This is a genomic window from Streptomyces sp. SID3212 (assembly GCF_009865405.1).
Lineage (GTDB): Bacteria > Actinomycetota > Actinomycetes > Streptomycetales > Streptomycetaceae > Streptomyces.
This window is the reverse complement of sequence record NZ_WWJY01000240.1, coordinates 1-25,451: the sequence shown is the minus strand read 5'-3', so window position 1 is coordinate 25,451 and position 25,451 is coordinate 1. Positions and strand designations below refer to the sequence as shown.

The following is a 25,451-nucleotide window of genomic DNA, read 5'->3' as shown; positions in this document are numbered from 1 at the left end:
GGCCCCGCTCGCCCCCGGCGCGCCCGCCCCGCGCCGCTTCCGCGGGGTGGTCCTCGCACACAGCCTGTCCCGGCGCGGTCCGCCCGTGGTGCGCACCACTCGCACCACGGACCCGGGAGCCGCGCTCGTCCTCACTGTCTGACACCTCACTGTCCGACGCCGGCCGGCACCGGGGCCGCTTCCCCCATGCCCACGCCCACACCTAGGACAGTCATGGCCATTGACGATCCCCTCAAGGACGCGGACCCCATCAAGGGCACCGACGCCGCCGTCTCCGACACCCTGACCGACCCGGCGGCCACCCCCACCGATACCGCCACGACCACCGCCACGACCGCGGGCACCCCCACCGGCACCTCGTCCGCGTGGAGTTCGCTGCGCCCGCTCGTCCTGCGCCTGCACTTCTACGCGGGTGTGCTCATCGCCCCGTTCCTGCTCGTCGCCGCCGTCAGCGGGCTCCTCTACTCGCTCTCGTTCCAGGCGGAGAAGGTGGTCTACCGCCACGAGCTGCGCGTCCCGGTCGGCGACCGCGTCCTCCCCCTCTCCACCCAGGTCAACGCGGCCCGTACCGCCCACCCGGACGGCAAGGTGACGTCCGTACGCCCCTCGTCCGAGGACGGCGCCACCACCCGCGTCCTGATGTCCACCCCCGAGGTCGGCGAGGGCAAGTCCCTCGCGGTCTTCGTGGATCCGTACACCGCGGAGGTACGAGGGCAACTCGCCAGCTACGGCAGCTCGGGCGCCCTCCCGCTGCGCACCTGGCTCTCCGAGCTGCACCGCCATCTCCACCTGGGCGAACCGGGCCGCCTCTACAGCGAACTGGCCGCCAGCTGGCTCTGGGTCGTGGCCCTCGGCGGGCTGGTCCTGTGGCTCGCCCGCAGGCGTACCTCGAAGCGCGCCCTGTTCCTCCCCGAGAGCGGGGCCACGGGCCGGCGCAGGACACTCACCCTGCACGGCTCGCTCGGCCTGTGGGCCGTGACCGGACTGGTCCTGCTCTCCGCGACGGGCCTGACCTGGTCGACGTACGCGGGCGCCAACATAGGCGAGATCCAGGACCAGCTCGGCGGCTCCACCCCCGCCGTCTCGGCGACCCTCGACGGCGGTACGGGCTCCACGGGCGGCGGCCACGAGGGCCACGAGGACATGCCGGGCATGACGGACGACATGCCGGGCATGGAGGGCATGGACGTCGGGGTGGACCTGGCCGTGGTCGCCGCCCGCCAGGCCGGCCTCGACGGACCGCTCCAGGTGACCCTGCCGACGGAGGGGAACGGGTACGTCGTCGCGCAGACGGACACCCAGTTCCCGGTCCGGCTCGACTCGGTCGCGGTCGACCCGGCCGACGGCATGGTCATCGACGAGCTGCGCTTCGCGGACTACCCCGTGCTCGCCCAGCTCACCCGCTTCGGCATCGACGCCCACATGGGGGTCTTCCTCGGGCTCGTGAACCAGCTGGCCCTCGCCGCCCTCGCCCTGTCGCTGATCCTGGTCATCCTCTGGGGCTACCGCATGTGGTGGCAGCGCAGGCCCACCCAGGAGCGGCGGACGGGCGTCGGCCGGCCCATGGCGCGCGGCGCCTGGCGCAAGGTGCCCCTGAAGGTGCTGCTGCCGCTGGCGGCGGTGACGGCGGTGGTCGGCTGGTTCGTCCCGCTGCTGGGGATCAGCCTGCTCGCGTTCCTCCTGCTGGACGGCGCGCTGGGCCTGTCGGCCCGCGCGCGGGCGAGGCAGGATCCGGAGAAGACGGCCTGAGACATGAAGCGAGGACGCACCGGCCCGTCAGGGTCCCGGTGCGTCCTCGTGCCGGTGTGCGTCGTGGCCGGCGGCTCACGGGGCTCGGGGGGCCCGAGGGGCCCGAAGGGCTCAGGGGGCGTACTTGTACCCGACCCGCCGTACCGTCTGGATGGTGTGGCGGTGCTCGACGCCCAGCTTCCGGCGCAGCCGCGCCACATGGACGTCGACGGTCCTGCCGTCACCCACGTGTCCGTAGCCCCAGACCGTCGTGACCAGCTGGTCCCGGGTGTGCACCCGGTGGGGGTGCGCCACCAGGTGCGCGAGCAGCTCGAACTCCAGGTAGGTCAGGTCCAGCTGCTGTCCGTCCACCAGGGCCGTCCGCTGGACGCTGTCGATCCGTACCGGACCGCCGGCGGTCTCGGTCCCGGGCGCCGCGCCCCGGGCCGCCCGGTCGCCCGCGTCGGCGGCGAGATACGGCACGGAGGCGGCCAGCGCGGCAGCGTGCTGGTCGGCCGGGACGAGTACCAGGTAGCCGACCATCGGCGGCTGGCCCGGCAGGGAGGGCAGGGTGTGCTGCGGCGCGGGAAGCCAGGTGGCGCCCGGCGGCAGGAAGTCCACGGCCTGCCCGGCGGTGACGGCGGCGGGGAAGGCGGCCGGGACGGTCTCGTCACGGTCGACGGCCCGCAGCCGGTGCCGGCCGGGGGCGGGCGGCTTCTGGTTGAGCGGGGCGGCGGCGGTCGCCGTGGAGAAGGAACGGGGGTTCGCCATGAGAGGTCAGCTCTTTCGCGCGAAGGAGTCGTCATATCGAGAGGACGTACGTCATGCGCGGCGGCCGAAGGCCAGAAAGGAAGCTTTAGAGGGCCGGCGCGTTCTTCGCGCGACAACACACCCGGTCGAAATCGTGATGCTGCCGGGACGGCCAGAACGGCTCCAGGTCGATGCGACCCGTCGCGGTGTGCTGGAAGCTGGCCATGCCCCCATTGAAGCAGATAGCTGCCCGGGGCAGCAGACCCTTTTCACGCGGCTACGCGCACGCCGGGCGCACGACGGGTCGCGCTCCACCTCCCGGCGGCTCCGAAGACGTCTCCTGGCGGCGCCGAAGTCACCTCCCCGTGACTGAGAAGTCGCCTCCCGGACGCTTCCCGGAAGCCGTCCGGCGTCATGCGCGAGGGGCGACCGCCTGCCCGGCGGTCGCCCCTCAGCTGCGTGTGGGTCCGGTGCGGTGCGACCCGGTCAGACCTGTCCGGCCTTCTCCAGCGCGGTGCAGCAGGTGTCCACGATCAGGCGCGTGACCACGTACGGGTCGACGTTCGCGTTCGGACGGCGGTCCTCGATGTATCCCTTGCCGTCCTTCTCGACCTGCCACGGGATGCGGACCGAGGCGCCACGGTCCGAGACGCCGTAGCTGTACTCGTTCCACGGGGCGGTCTCGTGCAGACCGGTCAGGCGCTCGTCGATGCCCGCGCCGTAGTTCTTGACGTGGTCGAGCGGCTTCGAGCCCTCGCCCAGCGACTCGGCGGCCGTGATGATCGCCTCGTACGTCTCGCGCATGGCCTTCGTCGAGAAGTTGGTGTGCGCGCCCGCGCCGTTCCAGTCGCCCTTCACCGGCTTCGGGTCGAGCGTCGCCGAGACGTTGAAGTCCTCGGCGGTGCGGTAGAGCAGCCAGCGCGCCAGCCACAGCTGGTCCGAGACCTCCAGCGGAGACAGCGGGCCGACCTGGAACTCCCACTGGCCCGGCATGACCTCGGCGTTGATGCCGGAGATCCCCAGACCCGCCTTGAGGCAGTTGTCCAGGTGCGCCTCGACGATGTCGCGGCCGAAGATCTCGTCCGCGCCGACACCGCAGTAATAGCCGCCCTGCGCGGCCGGGAAGCCGCCCTCGGGGAAGCCGAGCGGGCGCGCGCCCTTGAAGAAGGTGTACTCCTGCTCGATGCCGAAGATCGGCTCCTGGCCCGCGAACTTCTCCGCGACCTCGGTCAGCTGCGCCCGGGTGTTGGACTCGTGCGGCGTCATGTCGATGTTCAGGACCTCGCACATGACGAGGACGTCGTCCCCGCCGCGGATCGGGTCCGGGCAGGAGAAGACCGGCTTGAGCACACGGTCGGAGGCGTGGCCCTCCGCCTGGTTGGTGCTCGATCCGTCGAAGCCCCAGATGGGCAGCTCGGCACCGTCGTCCAGGATCTTCGTCTTCGAGCGGAGCTTCGCGGTCGGCTCGGTTCCGTCGATCCAGATGTACTCAGCCTTGAAGGTCACGGGGCCTCATCCTTTGCGGGTGCAGCAGTTGTGACCAGCAGCGTCGCAATCTGTCATGTCCCGGTTGTTGCCCGTTCATGAACTGCGTGTTACTCAGGTTTATTTTGTTTCCGCGATCCTCCGCATCCGCCGCGCGACCACGTGCTCGTTCAGCAGCGGCGCGAACCCGGCGGCGCGGATCCGGCGTACCAGCTCCTCGTACGTGGTGCCCAGCGCCGCCGCCGTCCCGTCCAGCCGCCAGTCGTGCGCGGCCAGCACGCTCAGCAGATGGCCGCGCCTGACCTGCGCGTCGGACAGCCGGAACGTCTTCAGGTAGGCCGTGCGGCCCTTGTGGTCCGTGATCAGCTCACCGATGTGCTGCTCCGCGCCGCCGCGCCGGAACGGGGGCAGGAAGCGTCGCAGTTCGTACGGGCCCATCCGGTAGACGCGCTCGGAGGCGTACGACTCCGTGAGCAACTCCCGTGCCAGGACGGCCTCGTGGGTCTCGCTCCACAGCCGCTCCTGCGCCACGGCACGGGCCCGGAGATCGGCGAGGGTCGTCACGTACCGGTCGGAGATCCGTGCCTCGAACTCCGCGACGGGCGCGCCGAAGCAGGCGTACTGGTGGACCAGTTCGCCGTACAGGTCCTGGAGCAGGCTCGGGTGCAGGGCGCGGTAGTCGTCGGGATGCGGTACGACGAAGGCCGCGGCGAGGGAGTCGGCCGTGTGGACGAGCACCCCGCACTGGCCGGGGTGGATCTCGAAGACCCGCAGCGCGTCGGCCAGTCCCCGGACGTCGAGCCCCAGGTACGCCTCCTCCTCACGGGGCGAGAACCCCTGCCGTACCGCCTGCCGCGACCACTCCTCCCAGGCGACCGAAGGACCGCCGAAGTGCAGCGCCAGATAGCCCTCCAGGGCCAGGTGGAGCGGCAGGAAACGGCAGCGGGTCGGGGCGGCGCCGCCGGACAGGCCCTTGCCGGGTCTGCGGCGCTTCACCATGCGGTGGTGGCGGTGGACGGTCACGGTGTCGGGCCGTCCGGCGCCCAACTGGGTGCCGTACGAGGCGCGTTGCCCGGCCTTCTGCCCGTCGCCCGGTCCCGGTCCCTGGCGTTGTCCCTGTCCCTGTCCCTGCCCCTGCCCCTGCCCCGGTCCCGTCTCCTCCCCGGACCAGTCCGCGACAAAGCCGTGCGGGACGTACGACAGGTACTCCGTTCCGTCGTCGAGCGCGACCGCGCCCAGCCCCGCGTAGATCTCCGCGTGCAGCCGCAGTCCGGGCATCGGCTCCGCGCGCACCAGCGGTACGAGCCGGATGCCGCCCCACACCTGCGCGGGGCGCGTGGTCAGCCCCGTCAGGTCGAGCCGGGTCATCGCCGTCCCTCCCGCGCCGGCCCGTCCGGTACGCCCACGGGCTCACCCGGGAAGTAACAGAACGGGTCGTCCTCCACGAAGAGCTCCACCCGCCGGTCCAGGTACTCCCGCAACTCCGCCATGCCCGTCCGCCCCTCCGCGAACTGCGCGATCTCCACCAGCGCCGGCAGATCCTCCGCGTCCCTGATCCCCGCCGTCGGCACGCTCGGTGCGAGCCGGCGTACGTCAAAACCATCCGTGTCGTATACGGGGTTGAGATGAACCACGCTCGTCCGCCCCTCCCGGTCGAGCCGCGTCCGCCACACCCGCAGCACCTCACCCGCCAGGCCGGGAGGCGCGTTGTCCCACCCGTCCGAGACGATCACCAGCCGCTCGGGGGCCTGCTCCAGGGCGTCGAGGATCCGCGTCCCGAGCGGGGTCGGCCCCCAGGGCCGTACCAGCAGCGGATCCGCCGCTCCCGAGGTCCACCACGCCGTGTACGCGCCCGCCGCCGCCAGGGACTCCAACAGGAAATGGCAGGCCAGGGCGGTACCCAGCGGGCGGCGGCGCTTCTCGCCCGAACCGGTCGACGAATAGCTGTCGTCCAGTACGGCGGCGACCCGCCCCCACGTCCCCCGGTACGGCCCCGCCGTGCGGCGCGCCGCCGCCCGCAGCGCCTTCGTCAGCTCCGCCCGCCGCCGTACCCGCTCGTCCACGGGCAGCGACAGGACGTACAGCGCCAGCCGGGTCAGCGGCATGACGGTCAGATCCGTCCGTTCCGTCCCGTCCGTCCGCTCCGTCCGCGCCCCCGTGGACCCCTGGGTCCGCAGCCGCTCCAACCGGGTCATCCGGGGCGCGATCCGCTCCACGAGCGCCTCGCGGCCCACGCCGTGCCGGACCGCGAACCCCTCGGCGACCGTGAACGGCAGCTCGTACAGCGCTCCCTGCTCGTAGTGGGCGCGGCGGTGCGCGTCGAGCAGCGGATGCCGGTACTTCGTGCGCCGGCCGGGCGCGAAGAGGAAGTCACCGACCTCGCCGGGCGCACCCTCCTTGGACCCCGTGCCCGCCCCGAGCGGAAGGTGGGCGTGCCGCGCGGCCGTCTTCAGACCCCGGCGGTACTTCACCGCGTCGTGCCCCAGATCCGGCCGCGCCGCCAGCCAGTCGCGCATGATCGCGCGCGTACGCCGGTTGTTCACCCGGGCCGCGCGCAGCGCGCGGAACAGCCGGTAGACCCGCTGCGGCGGCAGCACCGCCAGCCGCCGGGCGATCAGCCGCCCCTCCACCCGCTTCTCCTCCGCGCCCGCCCCACCGGCGCCGCGCAGCAGCGTCTCGATGATCCGCGCCGCGTTGTGGTCGTTGATGTCGAGGGCGAGCGTGGCGGCGTACAGGGGCCGGTAGTTGACGCACACGTACTCGTGCAGGAAGTCCAGCGACAGCCGCTGCGCCGACGCCTCGGAGCGGAACTCCCGCTGACCCGTCGCCGTCACGGCCGCGTTCACGAACAGCAGCACGTCCTCGGCCGCGATCAGGTCCGCGAAGGTCTCGGCCACGGTGTCCCCCCGGGTACGTGCCGTCGGATGCCGGCCGGGGCATGGAGGCGCGAACAGCGAAATGTTTGCTTAAGAGGCAAGTCCCGGAAGTCACACCGGAGGCCCGCGGCCGGCCCGTGCAACGTAACACCGACCCCCGCCACCCCGGCCACGGAATTTCCGCCCTGGCCGCGCCCCCGTCGTACGCCCGGTGCACACTGAGCGCCATGAGCAAGCCACCACGTATCGGACTCCTCGGCGCGGGCCCCTGGGCGGAGCGCACGCACGCCCCGGCCCTGGCCGCCCACACCGGCCTCGAATTCAGCGGTGTCTGGGGGCGGCGCCCCGAGGCGGCCGCGGCCCTCGCCGCCGCCCACGACACCACCGCGCACTCCGGCGAGGCGGGCATAGACGCGCTCTTCGCCGAGAGCGACGCCATCGCCTTCGCCCTGCCGCCGGACGTCCAGGCGCCGCTCGCGGTACGGGCAGCGGCCGCCGGCTGTCACCTGATCATGGACAAGCCGGTCGCGACGACCGTCGAAGGGGCCCGCGCCGTGGCGGACGCCGCGGCGGCCGCGAACGTCGCGTCGGTGGTCTTCTGCACGCTGCGCTTCTCGCCCGTGACCTCGGCCTGGATCGACGACCAGGTCGCCACCGGCGGCTGGTTCACGGCCCACGCGCACTGGCTGGGCTCGCTGTACGGGCCGAGCGCGGAGAGCAGCCCGTTCGCGGACTCGCCGTGGCGCCGGGAGAAAGGCGGCCTGTGGGACGTCGGCCCGCACGCGCTGTCCGTGCTGATCCCGCTGCTCGGTGACGTCACCGAGGTGACGGCGGTACGGGGCGAGCCCGATCTCACCCACCTCGTCCTGCGGCACACGTCCGGCGCGACGAGCACCGCCGCGCTGAGCCTGAGCGCGCCGTCGAAGGGGTCGGGCACGGGGTTCGTCGTGAACGGGCAGCACGGGATCGCGTCGCTGCCCGAGGAGTGGGGCGACCCGATCGGTTCCTTCGGGGCGGCGGTCGACGCGCTGCTGGCGTCGGTCCGGACGGGGCTGCCGCACGCGTGCGACGTGCGGTTCGGACTGCGGCTGACCGAGATCCTGGCGGAGGCCGAGGAGCGGGTGGCGGCGGCGGGGAAGTAGCCGCGAGGGGTACGGGTACGGGTTCGGGGGCTCGCACCCGTACCCGCACCCCTGCCCGTACCGCCGCGGGGTCCTGACTCCCGCCCCTGCCTCCTGCCCCTGCCCCCCCGCCTCGCGCCTCCCGCCTCCGGCCTCCGGCCTCCTGCCTCAGCCGACGCGCTCGATCCGGGCCTTGCGGATCAGGAACTTGCCCGGCTCGCGGACCTGCTCGAACGCGGCGTTGTTCAGCAGGACACAGCTGGCCGACGTCGAAGTGACCTTCACCGTGGTCGACTTGGAGTTGTCGAGGTTCGTCACGCGGAGTGTCGTACCGACCGGGAACTGACCGCTGGAGGCACCGGGGGCGCCTTCCTCGTTGAAGAGGGTGACGGTCGAGCCGGGGCAGACGACCTGCCCCGCGCCGTTGCCGGCCCCGCCGGTGGCGGGCTGCTGCTGCGCGGGCGGGTTCTTGACCGGAGCCGTTGTCGCGATCGGGGTCTTCTCGACCGGAGGCTTGGCGACCGGGGGCTTCTGCGCCGCGCCACCGGCGACCACGCCCTTGCCGCCCTCGCCGACCGTGCAACCGGACGCCTTCTGCTGCACCTTGATCTGCTCGATGACCGCGACCCGGTTGGCGATCCGCGCCTCGGACTGCGCGTCGGGAGCCGACCGCTGCCCGGCGATGAACGCCTCGTTGTTGCCGAGGGCCGTCGCGAACCCGTCACAGGCGACGGACGCCTGGCTCGTACCGGTCATCACCACCGCCGTACCGCCGACCAGGGCTGCCGCCCCGACGAGCAGGGAGATCTTCTTACGGCTGAGCGTCTTCTTGCGGGACACGTGTGGGGGCTCCTGTTCCCGGCCGCGCGCGGCGGGCCGGCTGGGGTTCCGTGTGCCCTGGGATACGGGCGTGGCGGTCGTTCCGCTCAATCGCGGGGACATCAACTTCCCCTTTCCGCAGGTCGGTTCGCTCCCTCCGGCCCTCGACCGGCCGCCGGTCGTAACGGAACTCGCCGTCGTAGTCGTCCTCCAGGACCGGCCGTCCGCCGCCCCCGCCCAGTCGACGACGTCCGCCCGCCGCTTGGGACGCAGCAGCCGCGGCGCGTGCGAGACGCCCGAGCACAGGACGATCCGGTCCAGCTCCGTCCGTATTCCAGGCCAACTGGACGCCCGGCTCCAGATGGAGGTCGCGGCCTCGGCCTTCGGCCGTACGGACCTACGCCTTGGACGCCGCCGCTTCCGCCTCTTCCGGCTCTCTCGTCACCGCGCTCCACTCCTGTCGCCAAACAGCCTCTGGCCAGGCCCGATTGTCAGTGGGGGGCGGTAGAATTGAGGGAGTTCGTGAGGGTTCCACCACCGTGCCGGGAGGTCGCCGATGGCCGTTGCCACAGTCACGACAATTACCACGAAAACGATCCGGATCCAGCCGACGCCAGAGCGCAAACCACTGCCCGCGGGACTGCCGCGTGAGTGGTACGAGACCCACAACCGCCGCCTGAAGGCCATGCGGCTCGCCATCGCCCTGCTGGACTCGGGCGTGTACCACCCGGCGAACGCCGGCAACCGCAGGATACGGAGCACGGCGGCCAGGATCGGCATCCACCCGCCGTCCGACACGACGTGCCGCATGGTGCGCGCGCTGATCGCGTAGGGACGCGGACCGGGGCGCCGGGCGTACGGGAGGGTTTCCGGCGTCCGGCGTCCCGGTGTCCGCGCGCAATACGGTGTAGCCGTGACCAGGGGGGGGCGGGGACGGGGATGGAAAAAGGAACGGGAACAGGAACGGGCACGGGGGAGTGCCGGACGTGTGGCCGGCCGATCGAGACGGGTGGGCGGCCCGGGAGGACGGCGTCGTACTGCTCGCAGGCGTGCCGCCAACGCGCCTATCGCGAGCGGCGGCAGCCGGACGGGTTGCCGGTCGAGGAGCTGATCGCCGGGATCGGGGGACGGCTGCGGCAGCTGCGACTGGCCCCCGCGCCCGCGTTCCGCGCCGACGTGGAGGCGGTGTCGGCGCAGTTCGCCCGGTTGCGGCGGCTGGCGCGCCTGGCGGGGACGGGGGAGGGGACCACCGCAACATCCGGCGTCACGGACGCCACTCAAAACGTCACACCGCCCGCCGTGACGAATCCGCCCCGCGTGACGGATCCACCTGGCGTGACAAATCCGCCTCACGACGAACACGCCTTCGTCGCCCTCACCGAGGAGTACCGGCGTGAGCTGCGCGCGCACTGCTACCGGCTGCTCGGTTCGTACGACGAGGCGGAGGACCTGACCCAGGAGGCGTTCCTGCGCGCCTGGCGCGCCTGGGAGACGAGCGGCGCGATCGAGCACCCCCGGGCCTGGCTCTACAAGATCGCCACCCACGTGTGCCTCGACTTCCTCCGCAAGCACCACCGGCGCCCGACGACGTACGAGCCGGTCCCGGGCCTGGATTCCGGCGACGGGCCGCCCCCGCCCCGGCTGCCGTGGCTCCAGCCGTTCCCCGACGACCAACTGCCCGACGCACCCGCGCCGCAGCACCAGCCGGACGTCCAGGCCGTCGCGAGCGAGACCCTGGAGCTGCTCTTCCTGACGGCGATCCAGCGGCTCCCGCCGCGCCAGCGCGCGGCGGTGATCCTGCGCGATGTCGCGGGGTGGTCGGCCCAGGAGACCGCCGACCTGCTGGGTTCGAGCCTGGCCTCGGCGAACAGCGCGGTCCAGCGGGGCAGGTCAGCGCTGAGGACGGCGCTGCCGGAACGGCGCGAGGACTGGGCGGCGGCCGAACCGACCGCCGAGGACCTGGCGCTGCTGGAGCGCTACATGGACGCGTCCGCGCGGGCCGACATCGACGCGATGGTCGAGCTGGTACGGGAGGACGCGGTGCTCACGATGCCGCCGAACCCGTTCTGGTTCACCACCAGGGACGCGCTGTTCGCATTCGTACGGCCGAACCTGGACCCGGCGTCGCCCCTGTACGCCGGCCACTGGCGGCACATCCCGGTGCACGCCAACGGGCAACTGGCCGTGGCCGGTTACCTCCGGCGGCCCGGCACCAGTGTCCACCGGGCCCAGGTGATCGACGTCCTGCGGGTGGAGGGGGGAGGGATCGCGGAGATCACGACGTTCGAACCGCACCTGTTCGCGTCGTTCGGCCTGCCGATGACCCTGCCGGGAAGCGATGAGTTTCCCGCTCCGTCGCGTCCTACGGGGTGAAGGGCGGCGCGAACGGCGCCCCGCCCGGACGACAGAAGGACGCGGAAGGCATGCAGACCACGCACACCACCCACACCACACAGACGATGCTGAAGGACAGGACCGCGGTCATCTACGGCGGGGCGGGTTCGCTGGGGTCGGGCATCGCCCGGGCGTACGCGGAGGCCGGGGCGCGGGTGTTCCTCGCGGGCCGTACGGAAAGCACGCTGCGGAAGGCCGCCACGGCGACCGGCGCCGCGTACGACGTCCTCGACGCGCAGGACGAGGAAGCGGTGGAGGCACACGCGGCGTCGGTGGTCGAACGGGCGGGCCGGATCGACATCTCCGTCAACCTGGTCCCGCGCGGGGACTTCCAGGGCGTGCCGCTCACGGAGATGTCCGTGGAGGACTACACCAGGCCGGTGGTACGGGGCATCGCCTGCCAGTTCATCACCGCGCGCGCCGCGGCGCGCCGGATGACCGCGCAGGGGTCGGGCGTGATCCTGTCGCTGAACAGCGGGTCCGCGAACGGCAGCCCGATGATGGGCGGCACCGCGGCGGCGGACGGCGCGATCGACGCGCTGATCCGCCAACTGGCCCAGGAGGCGGGCCCGTCGGGCGTCCGCGTGTGCGGCATCTGGACGGCGGGGGTGGCGGACTCCCTGACCCCGGAGAAACTGTCGGCGGCGGGCGCCCCGGCCATGGACGAGGCGGCGGTGACCGGAATCGTCGCCCACCTGGACACCCTGCGGATGACGAGGCGCTCCCCACGGATCGCCGACATCGCGGCCCTGGTGACGTTCCTGTCCTCGGACGCGGCTGCGGCGATCACGGGCACGTGGATCAACGCGACGGCAGGCATGTTCGCCAGCTGAGGGCACGGCCGACGGCCCCGGGATCCGGACACGATCCACTTCCCGGGCCCCGGACCCGGGCCGCGCCCACCCGTGCCCGCGCCCACCCGTGCCTGGGCCTCCCCCACAGGCCACGGCCTCCACCCGGGCCCGCGCCTCCAACACCCGCCGAGCCGCGATCAGTCGGACGCCCGCTGTCCCGCTTCCCGCTCACCCACCGGTCCACCCAGACGCCGTTGCCAGCGGACCTCTCCGTCGTGCCACGTGTCGGTCGGTGCCAGACCGCACGCGCGGGCCACCGCGGCCGAGGTCTGGTGCTCCGGGTGGATGTGCGCGACGACCGTGCCGACCCCTCGCGCCTCCAGCCACCGTACGAGCCCTCGCGCGGCCTCGGAGGCGAGTCCGTGGCCCTGCCAGGGGGTTCCCACCACCCAGGCGATCTCGGCGACGGCGCCCTGGCCGGGGGCGCTGTCGGGGCCGGCCGAGGTGACCGTGGCCTGTACGGTCCCGGCCAGCGTGCCCTCGCCGCCCCGCCACCCCTCGGTGCGGCCCTCGCCGCCCCGCCACCCCTCGGTGCCCCCGGCGCCTTCCGCGCCTTCCGCCCCCTCCGTACGGAAGCTCAGCACCCAGTTGCACCACGACACCTCCGGATCCGAGGACCCCCCGACCATCCGCGTGTAGCGCACGCGCAGTTGCTCCTCCGTCTCCGGAGTCCCGCCGATGAAGCCGTGCAGAGCGGGATCGGACAGCACAACGGCCATCTCGGGCGCGTGCTCGACCCTCAGGGGGACCAGCGTCAGTCGTTCCGTTTCGATCGGCTCGGGCCGCAGCGTGCTTGTCATCGGGCAGCGATCCACGGACCGGTCGTGACGGCGGGCAACCGCCCCCGCCGCAGCGCGAGTTGCGGCAGCGCGACCCCGAACGTCCCCGTGATCGCGTCAAGGGCCTCGTACTCGTCGTCCACGTCGAGAGCCACCGGCGCCGGCCCCTCCTCGGACTCCCCGTACTCGCCGGACTCCTCCGGCACCTCCGCGCCCGGGAAGAGCTCCTCCGGATCGAGAGCCTCGGGAACCTCCCCCCACTCTTCGATCTCGTCCCCCCGCACGGCGAATCCGTACACACGCTCCCCGTCCTCCGCGCGGGAGAAGTAGAAGACGCCGGGCCGCCCCGCCGAGGTGTCACCCCGCTCGACCCATATGGTGACCGCCTCGGTGCCGCGTGAGGCCCGCTCGCCCGGATCGTCCAACCGGCCCGACCTGAACGGCTCCAGGACCGTCCCGTACGCGAAACTCCAGCCCTCCCCGGCCGACCCCACCCGTACCACCGGCCGGCCGCCGGCGCCCAACGACCGCCGCTGGACATCGGCTTCGTCGCTCGACGGAAGCAGCGGCCCCTCGCCGACCCGCGCCGCCACCTCCTCCGGTGACACGTCCCGTACGAGGACAAAACGGTAGTCGTCGGCCTGCTCCGCGTGATCGGCGAGCCAGGTGAGCCCGATCTCCCGGGACACCAGCCCGGCCGCGTCCCATCGGCCACCGCCCAGGCCATCACCTTCCCCCCTGCCCTGCCCCCTGCCCTGCCCGCCCCCGCGCGGCGTCTCCAGCACGTACCGCCCCCGCGCCGGAGTGATCACCGGCCCGAGTATCGGATCGGCGAGGAGGCCGACCGGGGCGATCCGCTCGGTGCCGTACGGTTCCCACGTGCCCAGCGCCGTCGCGAGCGTGCGCCACGCCACGTCGGTGTCGCCCCAACGGGCCTGCTCCCGCGCGGTGTCGACCGCCCGGCGGAAGGGCCCGTCCGGCTCGTACGGCAGCAGCCCGCCCCCGCCGCCGACGGGCCGGCCGTCCAGCAGAGCCGTCAGTTCGTCGCGGAACCCGCCCGCCCCCGGCCGCCCGTGCTCCGCCGCGTCCTCGAACACATCGAGCTGGGCGTCGATGTCGTCCCCCGCGAGACACGCCACCCGCGCCTCCTCCACCGCCGCGTCGAGTTCGCGCGTGGTCGCGTTGACGAACTCCGGCCCCGCGTCGCGCCGGTGGAACTCCCGGAAGAGCGCCTGCATGAGGTCGAGGAACGACGCGTAACGGACCGGGAGTTCGCCCGACCCCGCGCGGTGGAGGTACGCCGCCCACTCACCGTCCGCGTCCACGTCGCCCGGGTCCAGCAGCAGGTCGGTGGCGTCCGACACGACCGACAACTGGAGCGCGCGTCCCCACATCCCGGCCCGTACCACCTCGTCGTCGGACGACTCCTCGTCCAGCGCGCTCTCGTACGACTCCTGGAGCTCGGCCCCCTTGTACCAGTGGACGCCGTCCACCGTCCCGAGCGACCCGACGGCCGTCCCGGCCGGCCGCCACCCGTCCGTGACCGCGAGAAAGGACCGGTAGGACGGCGGCAACTCCACGCCCAGCCGCTCCTCCAGGGCCGCGATCCGTTCCCCGTCGGCCGGCGCGAACCCGAGCCACCGGGCCCGTACGATCTCCTCGGCCGTGTCCTCGCGCCCCTCCGCGCCGGGTGAGTCGATCCAGTCCGCACTCCACCGCTCCAGGAACGGACGCCAGTTGTAGATCTTCATGCGGTCATGGTGCCAGCGCCCACCGACAAGAGACACATCCCCGCGGCCGATGCCAGACTTTCCCGGCACAGGGACTTTCCCCGCCACAGGGCCACGGGGAGAGAGCCGGACGCGAGGATGGCAGACATGGCAGACACGACAGACGTGACAGGGACGGCGGACGTGACAGAGGCGGCGGACGTGACAGAGACGGCAGTGACGGCAGAGACGGCAGAGTTGAACCGCGACGATCTCCGGAGCCGCTTCGCGGCCCTGACCACCGCCCATCTCGCGGACGCGTGCATCCGCGCCCGTATCCCGGTCCGCTGCGCCCCCACCGCCCTGCGCGCCCTGGAACCCGGCAGCCGCCTGGCCGGCCGGGTCGTCCCCGCCCGGCACGCCGGCAGTGTGGACGTGTTCCTGGAGGCCTTCGAAGGGGCCGACCCCGGCGACGTCCTGGTGGTGGACAATGCAGGACGGCACGACGAGGCGTGCGTGGGCGACCTGGTGGCCCTGGAAGCCCGTACCGCCGGACTGACCGGAATCGTCATCTGGGGCCTGCACCGCGACACGGCCGACCTGCGCGCGATCGGACTCCCGGTCTTCAGCCTGGGCGCGCTCCCCACCGGCCCGCAACGCCTCGACCCCCGCCCCCAGGACGCCCTGACCTCCGCCACGGTGGGGGAGTGGACCGTGGGACGCGACGACGTGGTCGTCGCCGACGAGGACGGCGCCCTCTTCCTGCCCGCCGCCGCGATCGAGGACCTCCTCACCCTGGCCGAGGCGATCCGCGACACGGAACACGGGCAGGCGGACCGGATCCGCGCGGGGGTGTCCCTGCGCTCCCAGGTCCGGTTCGACACGTACCTGGCCGAGCGGGACCGTACCCCCGACCTGACCTTCCGCGATCACCTCCGCACGGTGGGCGGGGCGATCGAGGAGTAGGCAAGGCACCCCCCTAGGCAAGACACCCCCTGGGCCCGGCACCGCCGGGACGCGGTGGTGACGCGGGCGTCGGCAGGGGAGGATGGAACGACGCCATCGAGCAGGGAGCACACCCATGACCACCGTCGCAGTCACCGGAGCCACCGGAAAGACCGGCAGGGTCGTCGTAGCGGATCTCCTGGATCACGGCTTCGACGTCCTCGCCGTGGACATCGTGACCGACGGCGGTGAGCGGGGCAGGACAGCCGGTACGGACGTACCGCTCCTGCTCGCCGACCTCACCGACTACGGGCAGGCCGTCGACGCGCTCAGCGAGGTCGACGCGGTGGTCCATCTGGCCAACATCCCGGCGCCCGGCCTGTTCCCCGCCGCCCACACCCTCCACACCAACCTGGCGATGAACAACAACGTCTTCCTCGCCGCCGCGCACAACAAGCTCTCCCGCGTGGTGTGGGCGTCCAGCGAGACCACCCTCGGCCTGCCCTTCGACGTCCCGCCCCGGTACGCGCCGGTGGACGAGGACCACTACCCGTACCCCACCTCGACCTACGCCCTCTCCAAGGTGGCGAGCGAGACGACCGCCCAGCACGTCGCCGACTGGTCCGGCATCCCCTTCGTGGCGCTGCGGCTGTCCAACGTCCACGTCGAGGACGACTACCGGCTGGTGCCCGGCTACTGGTCGGACCCGCACCTGCGGAAGTGGAACCTCTGGGGCTACATCGACGCCCGCGACGCCGCCGCGGCCTGCCGCCTCGGGCTCACCGCGCCCGTGACCGGCGCGCCGAGCTTCGTCATCGCGGCGGCCGACACCGTCATGGACCGGCCGTCGGCGGAGCTGCTGGCGGAGGTGTTCCCGGGGGTGAAGCTGACGCGTGAGATCGGTACGTACGAGACGCTGTTGAGCATCGACCGCGCCCGCGAGGCGCTCGGCTTTGAACCGCGGCACTCCTGGCGGAACACGATCACCTCCTGACGCCTCTCCCCCCGGTCCCGGCCGTCCCCCGGCCGGCCCAGGCGGCCGTCACCCCGCCCACGCCTCCCGGTCCGTGGTGACGGCCCGCCCGGTCCGTACGGACTCCTGGATCGCGAGGCTGAGCAGATGGTCCTGGCATCCCTCGGCGAGGGGGTACGGCTCCGGCCCCTCGCCGCGCACCCACGCGCCCGTACGGCACAGCAGGTCGACGACGGCGAGGTCGTCCTCGGAGAGCTGGGCGCCGACGTACTCGTTGCGATAGACCACCCGGCCGTCGAAGGAGATGTGGTGCAGCTCCCGCCCCTCCAGGTTGAGGTCGGTCCCGGTCAGGCGGCGGACCAGGGGTGATTCCACGGGTGTACGGGGGTCGGCCATCCGGACCACCTGGTCGTCGACGATCTCGCCCAGCGAGCCGCGTACGACCATGCGCCGGCCGCGCAGCGGGTTCCACCACTGGTTGTCGGTGAAGTCGTACAGCCCCATCCGCCCGCCGCCGAAGTCCAGGATGGCGAGGTACGTCTCGGCGTCCCGGGGTGTCAGATCGCCGGTCCAGCCGTCGCGGGACAGCGGATCGGCGAGCGGCGCGGTGAACGCCCGGGCCGTCACGGTGGCGGGCTCGAAGCCGGCCCCGAGCAGGTGCCGGATCAGGGACACGGCGTGGTAGAGGTGCGTGGACGACAGCTGTACGGAGGTCACGTCGCCGATGACCCCGTCCCGTACCAGCCGCAGCCGCGCCGCGTGGCCCGGCATCAGCGGATACTGCTCCGCGACCTGCACCAGCCCGCCGGCGCCGGTCGCCCGCCACAGGTCCCGCAGGCCCTCGGCGTCCGGGGCGGGGGGTGTCTCGGCGAGGACGGGGACGCCGAGGGCGACCAGTTCCTCGGTCACGCGCGGGGTGGCGTCCCAAGGCACGGACGGAATAACAAACTCCGGCCGAACGCCGCCACCCTCTCCCCCTGCCCCCGCCCCTGCCCCCGTCCCCGCCATCAACGACTCGACGCTCCGATGGACGGGCACGCCCCACGCGGCCTCCACCTCCGCGGCCCGCTCGGCGGACCGGCTGACCACCCCGACGACCGTGAGCCGACCGGGCAGCGCGCGGGCGAGCCGTACGAAGAACTCCGACCGCCACCCGGTCCCGACCAGCCCGAACCGCACCGGCGCCGCACTCGCACTCACGTCATTCGCTCCTCGTACCTGGACGGGGTTTTGTTCCGCTGCTGAACGATAAACGCACCGGCGGCCCGCCCATAGAGGTCCCCCCTGGACGCCGAGCGATCAAAGCCGCGCGGTGAACCTGACCTCGACCAGCAACTCGGGGAGGGCCAGCCGGGTGATGCCGATCATCGTGCTCGCCACCTGCGGATCGGGCCGCCCGTACGCTTCCTTGCGTACGGGCCCGGCCGCGGCGTCACCCGCGTCGGCGTCGACGACGTAGAGGACCTCTTCGACGACGTCGTCCAGCGATGCGCCGAACCGCTTCAGCAACTCCGCCGCGTTGGCGTAACACTGCCGCAGCTGCTGACCCATGAGGGAGAAGTCGGTGACCAGTCCGTCCGCGTCGACAGGAGCGGGGGCGACGAGCTTCTTCCCGTCGTGGGCGACCTGACCGGAGAGATAGACCGTATCGCCGTGTCTGACAGCCTGGGCGTACCCGTAGCTTTCCTCCCAGGGAACTCCGAAACTTTCGACCTGACGTGACGTACCCATAACACTCCGATCGTCAAAGGGCGAGTTCCACCTACCACGGTAGGCGGCGGACCGATGAGTTTCCCGACGATCACCGGTCAACCCAGCATTGCTGAGCAACGAACCAGCCAAGCAACCGACCCGTCACCGCAGGAGAGCAAGATGCGCACCCTGATCAGCACCGCCTTCGTCTCACTCGACGGCGTCATGGAGGCCCCGGGCGGCGAGCCCGGCTACCGGAACTCGGGCTGGACCTTCAAGAACGTGGAATTCCTCCCCGAGGCGTTCGAGATCAAGGGCCGCGAACAGGAGGAGGCCGCCGCGATGCTCCTGGGCCGGACCAGCTACGAGTCGTTCAGCGCGGTCTGGCCGGACATGGACGACTTCGCCACGTACAAGGTGATGCCGAAGTACGTCGTCTCCACCACCCTCACCGACGACGACCTGGTCACGAACTGGGGCGACACCACGATCCTGCGCTCACTCGACGACGTCGCCGCCCTCAAGGAAACCGAAGGCGGCCCGATCATCATCCACGGCAGCGCCACCCTGAACCACAGCCTCTCGGACGCCGGCCTGATCGACCGCTACCACCTCCTGGTCTTCCCCCTCCTCCTCGGCGCCGGCAAGCGCCTGTTCAGCACCACGGACAAGGACACCCAGAAGCTCCAGCTCACGGAACACGAGGCGTACCCCAACGGCCTCCAGAAGAACGTCTTCGAGGTCATCCACTGACCACGATGGACGAGCCCTCGGGGCCGGGCCTCGGTGCTGCGGCGTCCGGGGGTGCCGTACGGCGAACATGGACCGCGTCCCCAGGCTCGTTTTCGAGGCCCCCTGACCGGCGTTCCGACGCCGGTACGACATCAGGCCCCCGCCGCTCTTCGTGAGAAGAGCGCGGGGACCTGACCGATTTTGGCGAGCCCTCGGGCTCCGCGAGATCCGCACCTGCGGCGACCGCGACGGGCCGGAGGCCTAGATGTCGAAGTACAGCTCGAACTCGTGGGGGTGGGGGCGCAGCTGGATCGGGGCGATTTCCTTGGTGCGCTTGTAGTCGATCCACGTTTCGATCAGGTCCGACGTGAAGACTCCGCCCGCCTGGAGGTACTCGTTGTCCGCCTCCAGGGCCTCCAGGACCGCCGGGAGCGAGGTGGGGACCTGGGCTACGCCCGCGTGCTCCTCCGGGGCCAGTTCGTAGAGGTCCTTGTCGATCGGCTCGGCCGGCTCGATCTTGTTCTTGACGCCGTCCAGGCCCGCGAGGAGCAGGGCCGAGAACGCCAGGTACGGGTTCGAGGACGGGTCGGGGGCGCGGAACTCGACGCGCTTGGCCTTCGGGTTCGAGCCGGTGATCGGGATGCGCATCGCGGCGGAGCGGTTGCGCTGCGAGTACACCAGGTTGACCGGGGCCTCGAAGCCGGGGACCAGGCGGTGGTACGAGTTCACCGTCGGGTTCGTGAAGGCCAGCAGCGACGGGGCGTGCTTGAGGATGCCGCCGATGTAGTAGCGGGCGGTGTCCGACAGGCCCGCGTAACCCTGCTCGTCGTAGAACAGCGGCGTGCCGCCCTGCCACAGGGACTGGTGGACGTGCATGCCGGAGCCGTTGTCACCGAAGATCGGCTTGGGCATGAAGGTCGCGGTCTTGCCGTTGCGCCACGCGACGTTCTTCACGATGTACTTGAAGAGCATCAGGTCGTCGGCCGCGGCGAGCAGCGTGTTGAACTTGTAGTTGATCTCCGCCTGGCCGGCGGTGCCCACCTCGTGGTGCTGGCGCTCGACCTGGAGGCCGGAAGCCTCCAGCTCCAGGGAGATCTCCGCGCGCAGGTCGGCGAAGTGGTCGACCGGCGGGGCCGGGAAGTAACCACCCTTGTAGCGGACCTTGTAGCCGCGGTTGTCCTCCAGGGCGCCGGTGTTCCACGCGGCTGCCTCGGAGTCGATGTGGTAGAAGCTCTCGTTCGACGTGGTGTTGAAGCGCACGCTGTCGAAGACGTAGAACTCGGCCTCGGGGCCGAAGTACGCGGTGTCCGCGATGCCGGTCGACGCGAGGTAGGCCTCGGCCTTCTTGGCGATGTTGCGCGGGTCGCGGCTGTACTGCTCGCCCGTGATCGGGTCGTGGATGAAGAAGTTGATGTTCACCGTCTTGTCACGGCGGAACGGGTCGACCCGCGCCGTGGACAGGTCCGGGCGCAGCGCCATGTCCGACTCGTGGATGGCCTGGAAGCCGCGGATCGACGAACCGTCGAAGGCGAGCTCCTCGGCCGGGTCGAACGCCTTTGCCGGGATCGTGAAGTGCTGCATCACGCCAGGCAGGTCGCAGAAGCGGACGTCGACAAACTTGACGTCGTTGTCCGCGATGTACTTCTTTGCCTCGTCGGCGTTCTGGAACATCCAGCTCCTCCTCCTCCCGACCCGAGGAGGGGCGGGGGTTTGTCGCTCGGTGGTGCGGCCAGTGCGGTGGCACACGCTGGAGCCGACCATAGGTTTCCGGGATTTCTCAAGCGTGACCCATTTGTTTCGTTGAAGTTAACCAGCCCCGGTGCGTACGACGCCGCCGGGATGCTCCCCGACCCCCGTCAAGAGGGGGTAAATCCCCGCCCAGTACCGTGGACGGGTGGACAACAGGCAAGTAATCGGATCCTGGCTCTCCGGACCCCGCGCCGCCGCCGAGAACATGGGCGTCGACTTCGGCTACCGGGGCGAGCGGCTCGGTCTCCCGGAGCACGGCCCGGGGTCCGTCGCCCCGCTCGGCCGCCGCTTCGGCGCCCTCTTCCTCGACTGGGCGCTGTGCATGCTGATCGCATACGGGCTGCTCGCGGCGGGTGACTGGCAGAAGACCGGCAACTGGGCGCTCGGCGTCCTCTTCGTCCTCAGTCTTCTCACCGTCGGTACGGTCGGCTTCACCCCCGGAAAGCGCGTCTTCGGCCTCCGGGTCATCGCCGAGCAGGGCGGCCGGCTCTCCCTCGTACGCGTCCTCGTGCGCACCGTACTGCTCTGCCTCGCCGTCCCCGCCCTCATCTGGGACCGCGACGGGCGCGGCCTCCACGACCGCCTCTCCGGCGCCGTACAGGTCCGGATCTGAGCGGACGAAACGACGGAGGAGGGCGGCGCGGGAGTCTTCCCGCGCCGCCCTCCTCCGTCAGCAGTACGTCAGCAGTACGTCAAGCGGTACGTCAGCAGCACATCAGCGGTACGCGACCGCTCAGCGCATCTTCCCGCCCCGCGGCATCCGCATGCCCTTCGGCATCGGCCCCTTCGGCAGCGGCATGTTGCTCATCAGATCCCCCAGCGCCCGCAGCCGGTCGTTGGTCGACGTCACCTGCGGTCCCGCCAGCACGCGCGGCAGCTTGAGCAGCGTCGTCCGTACCTTCTTCAGCGGCACCTGGCCCTCGCCGTCACCGACGATGATGTCGTGCACCGGCACGTCCACCACGATCCGAGCCATCCGCTTCTTCTCGGCGGCCAGCAGGCTCTTGAGCCGGTTCGGGTTGCCCTCGGCCACCAGCACGATGCCGGCCTTGCCGACCGCCCGGTGCACCACGTCCTGGCTGCGGTTCATCGCCACCGCCGGAGTGGTCGTCCAGCCGCGGCCGACGTTCTCCAGCACCGCGGCGGCAGCCCCGGGCTGGCCCTCCATCTGACCGAAGGCCGCCCGCTCGGCACGGCGGCCGAAGACGATCGCCATCGCGAGGAACGCCAGGATGAAGCCCAGGATCCCCAGGTAGATGGGGTGGTTGATCAAGAACCCGACCGCGAGGAAGACACCGAAGGTGACGATTCCCACACCCGCGACGACAAGACCGACCTTCGAGTCGGCCCGCCGGGTCATCTTGTAGGTAAGGGCGATCTGTTTCAGTCGCCCGGTGTTCGCAGCAGAGTCTGCGTTTTCCTTCGCCGCCATGTACGGGAGTTTACGTGGCCCGGGAGGTGCGGTCCGACGCGGCCTCGGAAGTACGGCCCGACACCGCTTCCAGCACGTGCTGTGCCTCGACCCGGTCCCTGGCCCTGCGGCGGTCCTCCTGGACGGCCGTCCAGGCGTTACGGCGGGCCGTGCGCTGCCCTCCGCTGAGGAGGAGGGACTCCACCACGCGCAGCGCGGTCCCCACCGACGGGAGCGCGACGGCGGGCAGGGAGGCGGAGGTGGAGGTGGTGGGGCGGATCACTGTCGTCCTGGCGTCCGCACCGGAGCCGGTGACGGAGCGGACGGGCCGTATGCGCGCGACCTGCATGGTGGCATTCCCCCTGGAGCGGCCCGGTGGGGCCTGGAACGGCATGGAGCGTGTCCGTGACGCGTGGCTTCAGCGTCACGGACTGGTGTTACCAGGGCGTGACCGACCGGTCAAACGCCCATGAAGCCTGGGTACGGGGCGGGTGTACGCCCCCGCCGCCGCCCGGGAACGCGGACGCGGCCCGTAGGCCGCCCCCGACCTGCGGGGAGGGTACGGACCGCGTTCCGCCGGGCTTCCACCGGCGCGCTACCCGGAAGTGATCGCCAGGAGGCGCTTGTGCTGGGATTCACACCGGGCGGGGGGGCGCGATCACACCGCGCCCGTACGACTCACACCGCGGCCTCGGCCCCCACCACGGCGCCCCGCCGGTCCATCGCCTGCTGGTACAGCCGACCCGCGCGGTACGACGAACGCACCAGCGGCCCCGACATGACACCGGAGAAACCGATCGCCTCGGCCTCGTCCTTCAGCTCCACGAACTCGTGCGGCTTCACCCAGCGCTCGACCGGGTGGTGCCGTACCGAAGGACGCAGGTACTGCGTGATCGTGATCAGCTCGCACCCCGCCCCGTGCAGGTCCCGCAGCGCCTCGCTGACCTCCGCGCGCTCCTCACCCATGCCCAGGATCAGGTTGGACTTGGTCACCAGACCGGCCTCGCGGGCCCGCGTGATGACGTCGAGGGAACGCTCGTACCGGAAACCGGGACGGATCCGCTTGAAGATCCGCGGCACCGTCTCGACGTTGTGCGCGAGCACCTCGGGGCGGGACGAGAAGACCTCGGCCAGCTGCGCGGGCTCCGCGTTGAAGTCGGGGATGAGCAGCTCGACCTTCGTACCGCCGGCCTCGCGCCCCGCCGTCATCCCGTGGATCTGGCGCACGGTCTCCGCGTACAGCCACGCGCCACCGTCCTCCAGGTCGTCGCGGGCGACCCCGGTGATCGTGGCGTAGTTCAGGTCCATCGTGACGACGGACTCACCCACGCGGCGCGGCTCGTCACGGTCCAGCGCCTGCGGCTTGCCCGTGTCGATCTGGCAGAAGTCACAACGCCGCGTGCACTGGTCACCGCCGATGAGGAAGGTCGCCTCGCGGTCCTCCCAGCATTCGTAGATGTTGGGACAGCCCGCTTCCTGGCAGACGGTGTGCAGGCCCTCGGACTTCACGAGGCTCTGCATCTTGGTGTACTCGGGACCCATTTTCGCCCGGGTCTTGATCCACTCGGGCTTGCGCTCGATGGGAGTCTGGCTGTTCCGGACCTCCAGACGCAGCATCTTGCGTCCGTCGGGTGCGACAGCGGACACGTCCGGCACCTCTCTCTGCTGGCGCGGCATTCGATTCTTCGGCGAACACCAGGTTACGCCCGTTGTTTGCGCGGCATTACGTCTGGCCAACCCGGGGCCGTGAGGGCGCATTCCCCCGGTCGGCCCCACCCCGGAGCGTGCGACGGTCAGACGGCCGCGTGCTCCGGCTCGCGCGTGATCTCGCGCGGCTTGGGCTCCGTGTTCTCCAGTACGTCCCGCAGATGCCGCTCCACGGAGGGCAGCACCTCCGCGATCGTGACGTCGCGGCCCAGTTCGTACGCGAGCGAGGTGACCCCGGCGTCCCGGATCCCGCACGGCACGATCTTGTCGAACCAGGTGTTGTCCGGGTTCACGTTCAGCGAGAAGCCGTGCATCGTGACCCCCTTGGCGATACGGATCCCGATCGCCGCGAGCTTGCGGTCCTCCCGGCGCTGGCCGGCGTTGGACGGCGCGTACTCGGGTCCGTTCATCCGGGGGTCGAACTCGTCGTCCTGGAGGCGCGGGTCGAAGTCCAGCGTGAGCCCGCCCGTCGCCGGCCGGTCCGCCACCGGGTCCCCGAGCACCCACACCCCGCTGCGGCCCTCCACCCGGGACGTCTCCACCCCGAACTCGGCGGCCACGCGGATCAGCGCGTCCTCCAGCCTGCGGACGTGCGCGATGACGTCGACCGGGCGCGGCAGCTTGAGGATCGGATAGCCGACGAGCTGGCCGGGACCGTGCCAGGTGATCTTGCCACCGCGGTCCACGTCGACGACCGGAGTGCCGTCGAGGGGGCGCTCGCTGTCCGCCGTACGCCGTCCGGCGGTGTAGACCGACTGGTGCTCCAGCAGCAGACAGGTGTCGGGAAGCTCGTCCGCGAAACGGGCCGCGTGGACCCGGCGCTGCTCCTCCCAGGCCTCCCGGTACTCGACGGCTTCCCCGCCGAACCCCAGATGGACGTACCGCAACTCACTCACGGGCCGTGCCTCCTCAAGAAGCTCCATGGCGCGTTCGTCACGCCCTCGCCACTGTACGGCGGCGCGGGACGGAACCACCGGGCAGGTGTACGGGGCCTCCGGCCCGGAGCCGACCCTGCTCTGAGCCGTCCGGCCGGGCAGTTGCCGCCGGCACACGCCCCGAGCCCCTGCCGCACGCGCTTGCGTCAGCGACGCCGTAAATCCTCACACGATCGGATGAATGTAGGACGAAGGTGGCGGTACGGACGCCCCGTGCCGCTAAATTCACGCCGTTCCATGAGGGCTGCTCCGGGGCCCGGAAGGCAGGAGACCCTACAGCTGATGTCGGAACGACCACCCCAGCGCATCCCCAACCGCCAGCTCGCCGCGCTCATCGCGGAGGCCGGGTTCTCCCACGCCGGGCTCGCCCGCCGCGTGGACCAGCTCGGCATCGAACACGGCCTCGACCTGCGGTACGACAAGACCTCGGTGACCCGCTGGTTACGCGGACAGCAGCCGCGCGGCACCACCCCCGCGCTGATCGCCGAGGTCTTCACGCGCCGGCTCGGACGCCGGCTCTCGGCCCAGGATCTCGGGCTCGACGCGTGTGCGCCGGTCTACGCGGGGCTCGAATTCGCCGCCAGCCCCGAAGAGGCCGTCGACATCGTCGGCGGGCTCTGGCGCAAGGACTCCGGCAGCCACGCCGAACTGCGCAAGATCGCGTTCACCCCGGCGGGGCTCGTCGTCCCCAGCCGCGACTGGCTGATCGGCCGCGCCGACGAACGCGTCGGCCACCCCGACCTCGCCACCGGGAACGGGCCGGGGGCGTCCGGGCCGGCAGCTTCCGGGCCG

General features: G+C 71.6%; 23 protein-coding genes and 1 pseudogene. 10 read left to right on the top strand and 14 right to left on the bottom strand.

The features are described from left to right. Nucleotides 1–213: 213 nt before the first annotated feature. Nucleotides 214–1,749 carry a PepSY domain-containing protein gene (locus GT042_RS07020; protein WP_161307833.1) on the top strand — a complete coding sequence of 512 codons (1,536 nt, stop codon included), beginning with the start codon at nucleotides 214–216 and terminating at the stop codon, nucleotides 1,747–1,749. Between the two features lie 111 nt (nucleotides 1,750–1,860). On the opposite strand, the gene GT042_RS07015 is transcribed toward GT042_RS07020, so the two are convergent. The 4 genes from GT042_RS07015 to GT042_RS07000 all read right to left on the bottom strand — a co-directional run bounded on the left by GT042_RS07015 (nucleotide 1,861) and on the right by GT042_RS07000 (nucleotide 6,860). Beyond that, nucleotides 1,861–2,499: a winged helix-turn-helix domain-containing protein gene (locus GT042_RS07015; RefSeq protein ID WP_161307832.1), complete on the bottom strand. Its 639-nt coding sequence runs from the start codon at nucleotides 2,497–2,499 to the stop codon at nucleotides 1,861–1,863. Nucleotides 2,500–2,964: 465 nt separating this feature from the next. Next, nucleotides 2,965–3,984: a glutamine synthetase gene (gene glnII, locus GT042_RS07010; protein WP_161307831.1), complete on the bottom strand. Its 1,020-nt coding sequence runs from the start codon at nucleotides 3,982–3,984 to the stop codon at nucleotides 2,965–2,967. Nucleotides 3,985–4,083: 99 nt separating this feature from the next. Further along, on the bottom strand, nucleotides 4,084–5,331 hold the full coding sequence (locus tag GT042_RS07005) for a hypothetical protein (protein ID WP_161307830.1): 1,248 nt from the start codon (nucleotides 5,329–5,331) through the stop codon (nucleotides 4,084–4,086). Further along, a complete protein-coding gene (locus GT042_RS07000; RefSeq protein ID WP_345943700.1) occupies nucleotides 5,328–6,860 on the bottom strand; it encodes a hypothetical protein in 1,533 nt (510 codons plus the stop codon). Before GT042_RS07000 ends, GT042_RS07005 begins: the two co-directional genes overlap by 4 nt. Before the next feature lie 206 nt (nucleotides 6,861–7,066). Here GT042_RS07000 and GT042_RS06995 point away from each other — a divergent pair, with 206 nt between their 5' ends. Continuing rightward, nucleotides 7,067–7,981 (top strand): Gfo/Idh/MocA family oxidoreductase, encoded by a 915-nt coding sequence (locus GT042_RS06995; RefSeq protein ID WP_161307829.1) that lies wholly within the window; start codon nucleotides 7,067–7,069, stop codon nucleotides 7,979–7,981. Between the two features lie 147 nt (nucleotides 7,982–8,128). Here the strand turns inward: GT042_RS06995 and GT042_RS06990 are convergent, their stop codons facing one another. Further along, nucleotides 8,129–8,800: a hypothetical protein gene (locus GT042_RS06990; protein WP_161307828.1), complete on the bottom strand. Its 672-nt coding sequence runs from the start codon at nucleotides 8,798–8,800 to the stop codon at nucleotides 8,129–8,131. Nucleotides 8,801–9,335: 535 nt separating this feature from the next. Here GT042_RS06990 and GT042_RS06985 point away from each other — a divergent pair. The 3 genes from GT042_RS06985 to GT042_RS06975 all read left to right on the top strand — a co-directional run bounded on the left by GT042_RS06985 (nucleotide 9,336) and on the right by GT042_RS06975 (nucleotide 12,006). Continuing rightward, the gene (locus GT042_RS06985) at nucleotides 9,336–9,611 is read left to right on the top strand and encodes a hypothetical protein (RefSeq protein ID WP_202532458.1); all 276 of its coding nucleotides are present in this window, start codon (nucleotides 9,336–9,338) and stop codon (nucleotides 9,609–9,611) included. A 107-nt stretch (nucleotides 9,612–9,718) separates the two neighbouring features. Beyond that, nucleotides 9,719–11,152, top strand: a complete 1,434-nt coding sequence (locus tag GT042_RS06980) for an RNA polymerase subunit sigma-70 (RefSeq protein ID WP_161307827.1) — start codon at nucleotides 9,719–9,721, stop codon at nucleotides 11,150–11,152. 50 nt (nucleotides 11,153–11,202) lie between these two features. Further along, a complete protein-coding gene (locus GT042_RS06975) occupies nucleotides 11,203–12,006 on the top strand; it encodes an SDR family oxidoreductase (protein ID WP_202532457.1) in 804 nt (267 codons plus the stop codon). 158 nt (nucleotides 12,007–12,164) lie between these two features. Here GT042_RS06975 and GT042_RS06970 read toward each other — a convergent pair whose 3' ends face one another. Both GT042_RS06970 and GT042_RS06965 read right to left on the bottom strand, forming a co-directional pair. After that, on the bottom strand, nucleotides 12,165–12,827 hold the full coding sequence (locus GT042_RS06970) for a GNAT family N-acetyltransferase (protein WP_161307826.1): 663 nt from the start codon (nucleotides 12,825–12,827) through the stop codon (nucleotides 12,165–12,167). Next, nucleotides 12,824–14,557, bottom strand: a complete 1,734-nt coding sequence (locus GT042_RS06965; protein WP_161307825.1) for an SMI1/KNR4 family protein — start codon at nucleotides 14,555–14,557, stop codon at nucleotides 12,824–12,826. Before GT042_RS06965 ends, GT042_RS06970 begins: the two co-directional genes overlap by 4 nt. Nucleotides 14,558–14,773: 216 nt before the next feature. Here GT042_RS06965 and GT042_RS06960 point away from each other — a divergent pair, with 216 nt between their 5' ends. Together GT042_RS06960 and GT042_RS06955 are read left to right on the top strand one after the other, a co-directional pair. Further along, nucleotides 14,774–15,481: an RraA family protein gene (locus GT042_RS06960; protein ID WP_237530526.1), complete on the top strand. Its 708-nt coding sequence runs from the start codon at nucleotides 14,774–14,776 to the stop codon at nucleotides 15,479–15,481. A gap of 115 nt (nucleotides 15,482–15,596) precedes the next feature. Then, nucleotides 15,597–16,454, top strand: coding sequence for an NAD(P)-dependent oxidoreductase (locus GT042_RS06955; protein WP_161307823.1), 858 nt, complete (start codon nucleotides 15,597–15,599; stop codon nucleotides 16,452–16,454). Nucleotides 16,455–16,502: 48 nt separating this feature from the next. On the opposite strand, the gene GT042_RS06950 is transcribed toward GT042_RS06955, so the two are convergent. Together GT042_RS06950 and GT042_RS06945 are read right to left on the bottom strand one after the other, a co-directional pair. Beyond that, nucleotides 16,503–17,633 carry a Gfo/Idh/MocA family oxidoreductase gene (locus GT042_RS06950; protein WP_345943699.1) on the bottom strand — a complete coding sequence of 377 codons (1,131 nt, stop codon included), beginning with the start codon at nucleotides 17,631–17,633 and terminating at the stop codon, nucleotides 16,503–16,505. 99 nt (nucleotides 17,634–17,732) lie between these two features. Then, nucleotides 17,733–18,164, bottom strand: a complete 432-nt coding sequence (locus GT042_RS06945; RefSeq protein WP_161307822.1) for a Rid family hydrolase — start codon at nucleotides 18,162–18,164, stop codon at nucleotides 17,733–17,735. Between the two features lie 141 nt (nucleotides 18,165–18,305). Here GT042_RS06945 and GT042_RS06940 point away from each other — a divergent pair, with 141 nt between their 5' ends. Next, entirely contained in the window at nucleotides 18,306–18,878 is a 573-nt protein-coding gene (locus GT042_RS06940) for a dihydrofolate reductase family protein (protein WP_161307821.1), read from the top strand. A 240-nt stretch (nucleotides 18,879–19,118) separates the two neighbouring features. On the opposite strand, the gene glnA is transcribed toward GT042_RS06940, so the two are convergent. Continuing rightward, nucleotides 19,119–20,528, bottom strand: coding sequence for a type I glutamate--ammonia ligase (glnA, locus tag GT042_RS06935; protein ID WP_161307820.1), 1,410 nt, complete (start codon nucleotides 20,526–20,528; stop codon nucleotides 19,119–19,121). 223 nt (nucleotides 20,529–20,751) lie between these two features. On the opposite strand from glnA, the gene GT042_RS06930 reads away from it, so the two are divergent. Then, the gene (locus tag GT042_RS06930; protein WP_161307819.1) at nucleotides 20,752–21,219 is read left to right on the top strand and encodes an RDD family protein; all 468 of its coding nucleotides are present in this window, start codon (nucleotides 20,752–20,754) and stop codon (nucleotides 21,217–21,219) included. Between the two features lie 120 nt (nucleotides 21,220–21,339). Here GT042_RS06930 and GT042_RS06925 read toward each other — a convergent pair whose 3' ends face one another. The 4 genes from GT042_RS06925 to lipB form a co-directional block, all read right to left on the bottom strand. Continuing rightward, nucleotides 21,340–22,038 carry a DUF4191 domain-containing protein gene (locus tag GT042_RS06925; protein WP_161307818.1) on the bottom strand — a complete coding sequence of 233 codons (699 nt, stop codon included), beginning with the start codon at nucleotides 22,036–22,038 and terminating at the stop codon, nucleotides 21,340–21,342. Between the two features lie 10 nt (nucleotides 22,039–22,048). After that, nucleotides 22,049–22,297, bottom strand: coding sequence for a hypothetical protein (locus GT042_RS06920; RefSeq protein ID WP_161307834.1), 249 nt, complete (start codon nucleotides 22,295–22,297; stop codon nucleotides 22,049–22,051). A gap of 398 nt (nucleotides 22,298–22,695) precedes the next feature. Then, the gene (lipA, locus tag GT042_RS06915; protein ID WP_161307817.1) at nucleotides 22,696–23,664 is read right to left on the bottom strand and encodes a lipoyl synthase; all 969 of its coding nucleotides are present in this window, start codon (nucleotides 23,662–23,664) and stop codon (nucleotides 22,696–22,698) included. Between the two features lie 146 nt (nucleotides 23,665–23,810). Next, complete coding sequence (gene lipB, locus GT042_RS06910) at nucleotides 23,811–24,620, bottom strand: lipoyl(octanoyl) transferase LipB (RefSeq protein ID WP_161307816.1); 810 nt, start codon at nucleotides 24,618–24,620, stop codon at nucleotides 23,811–23,813. Between the two features lie 321 nt (nucleotides 24,621–24,941). Between lipB and GT042_RS06905 the strand changes: the two are divergent. Beyond that, nucleotides 24,942–25,451 (top strand): annotated as a pseudogene (locus GT042_RS06905) (regulator); the annotation flags it as partial.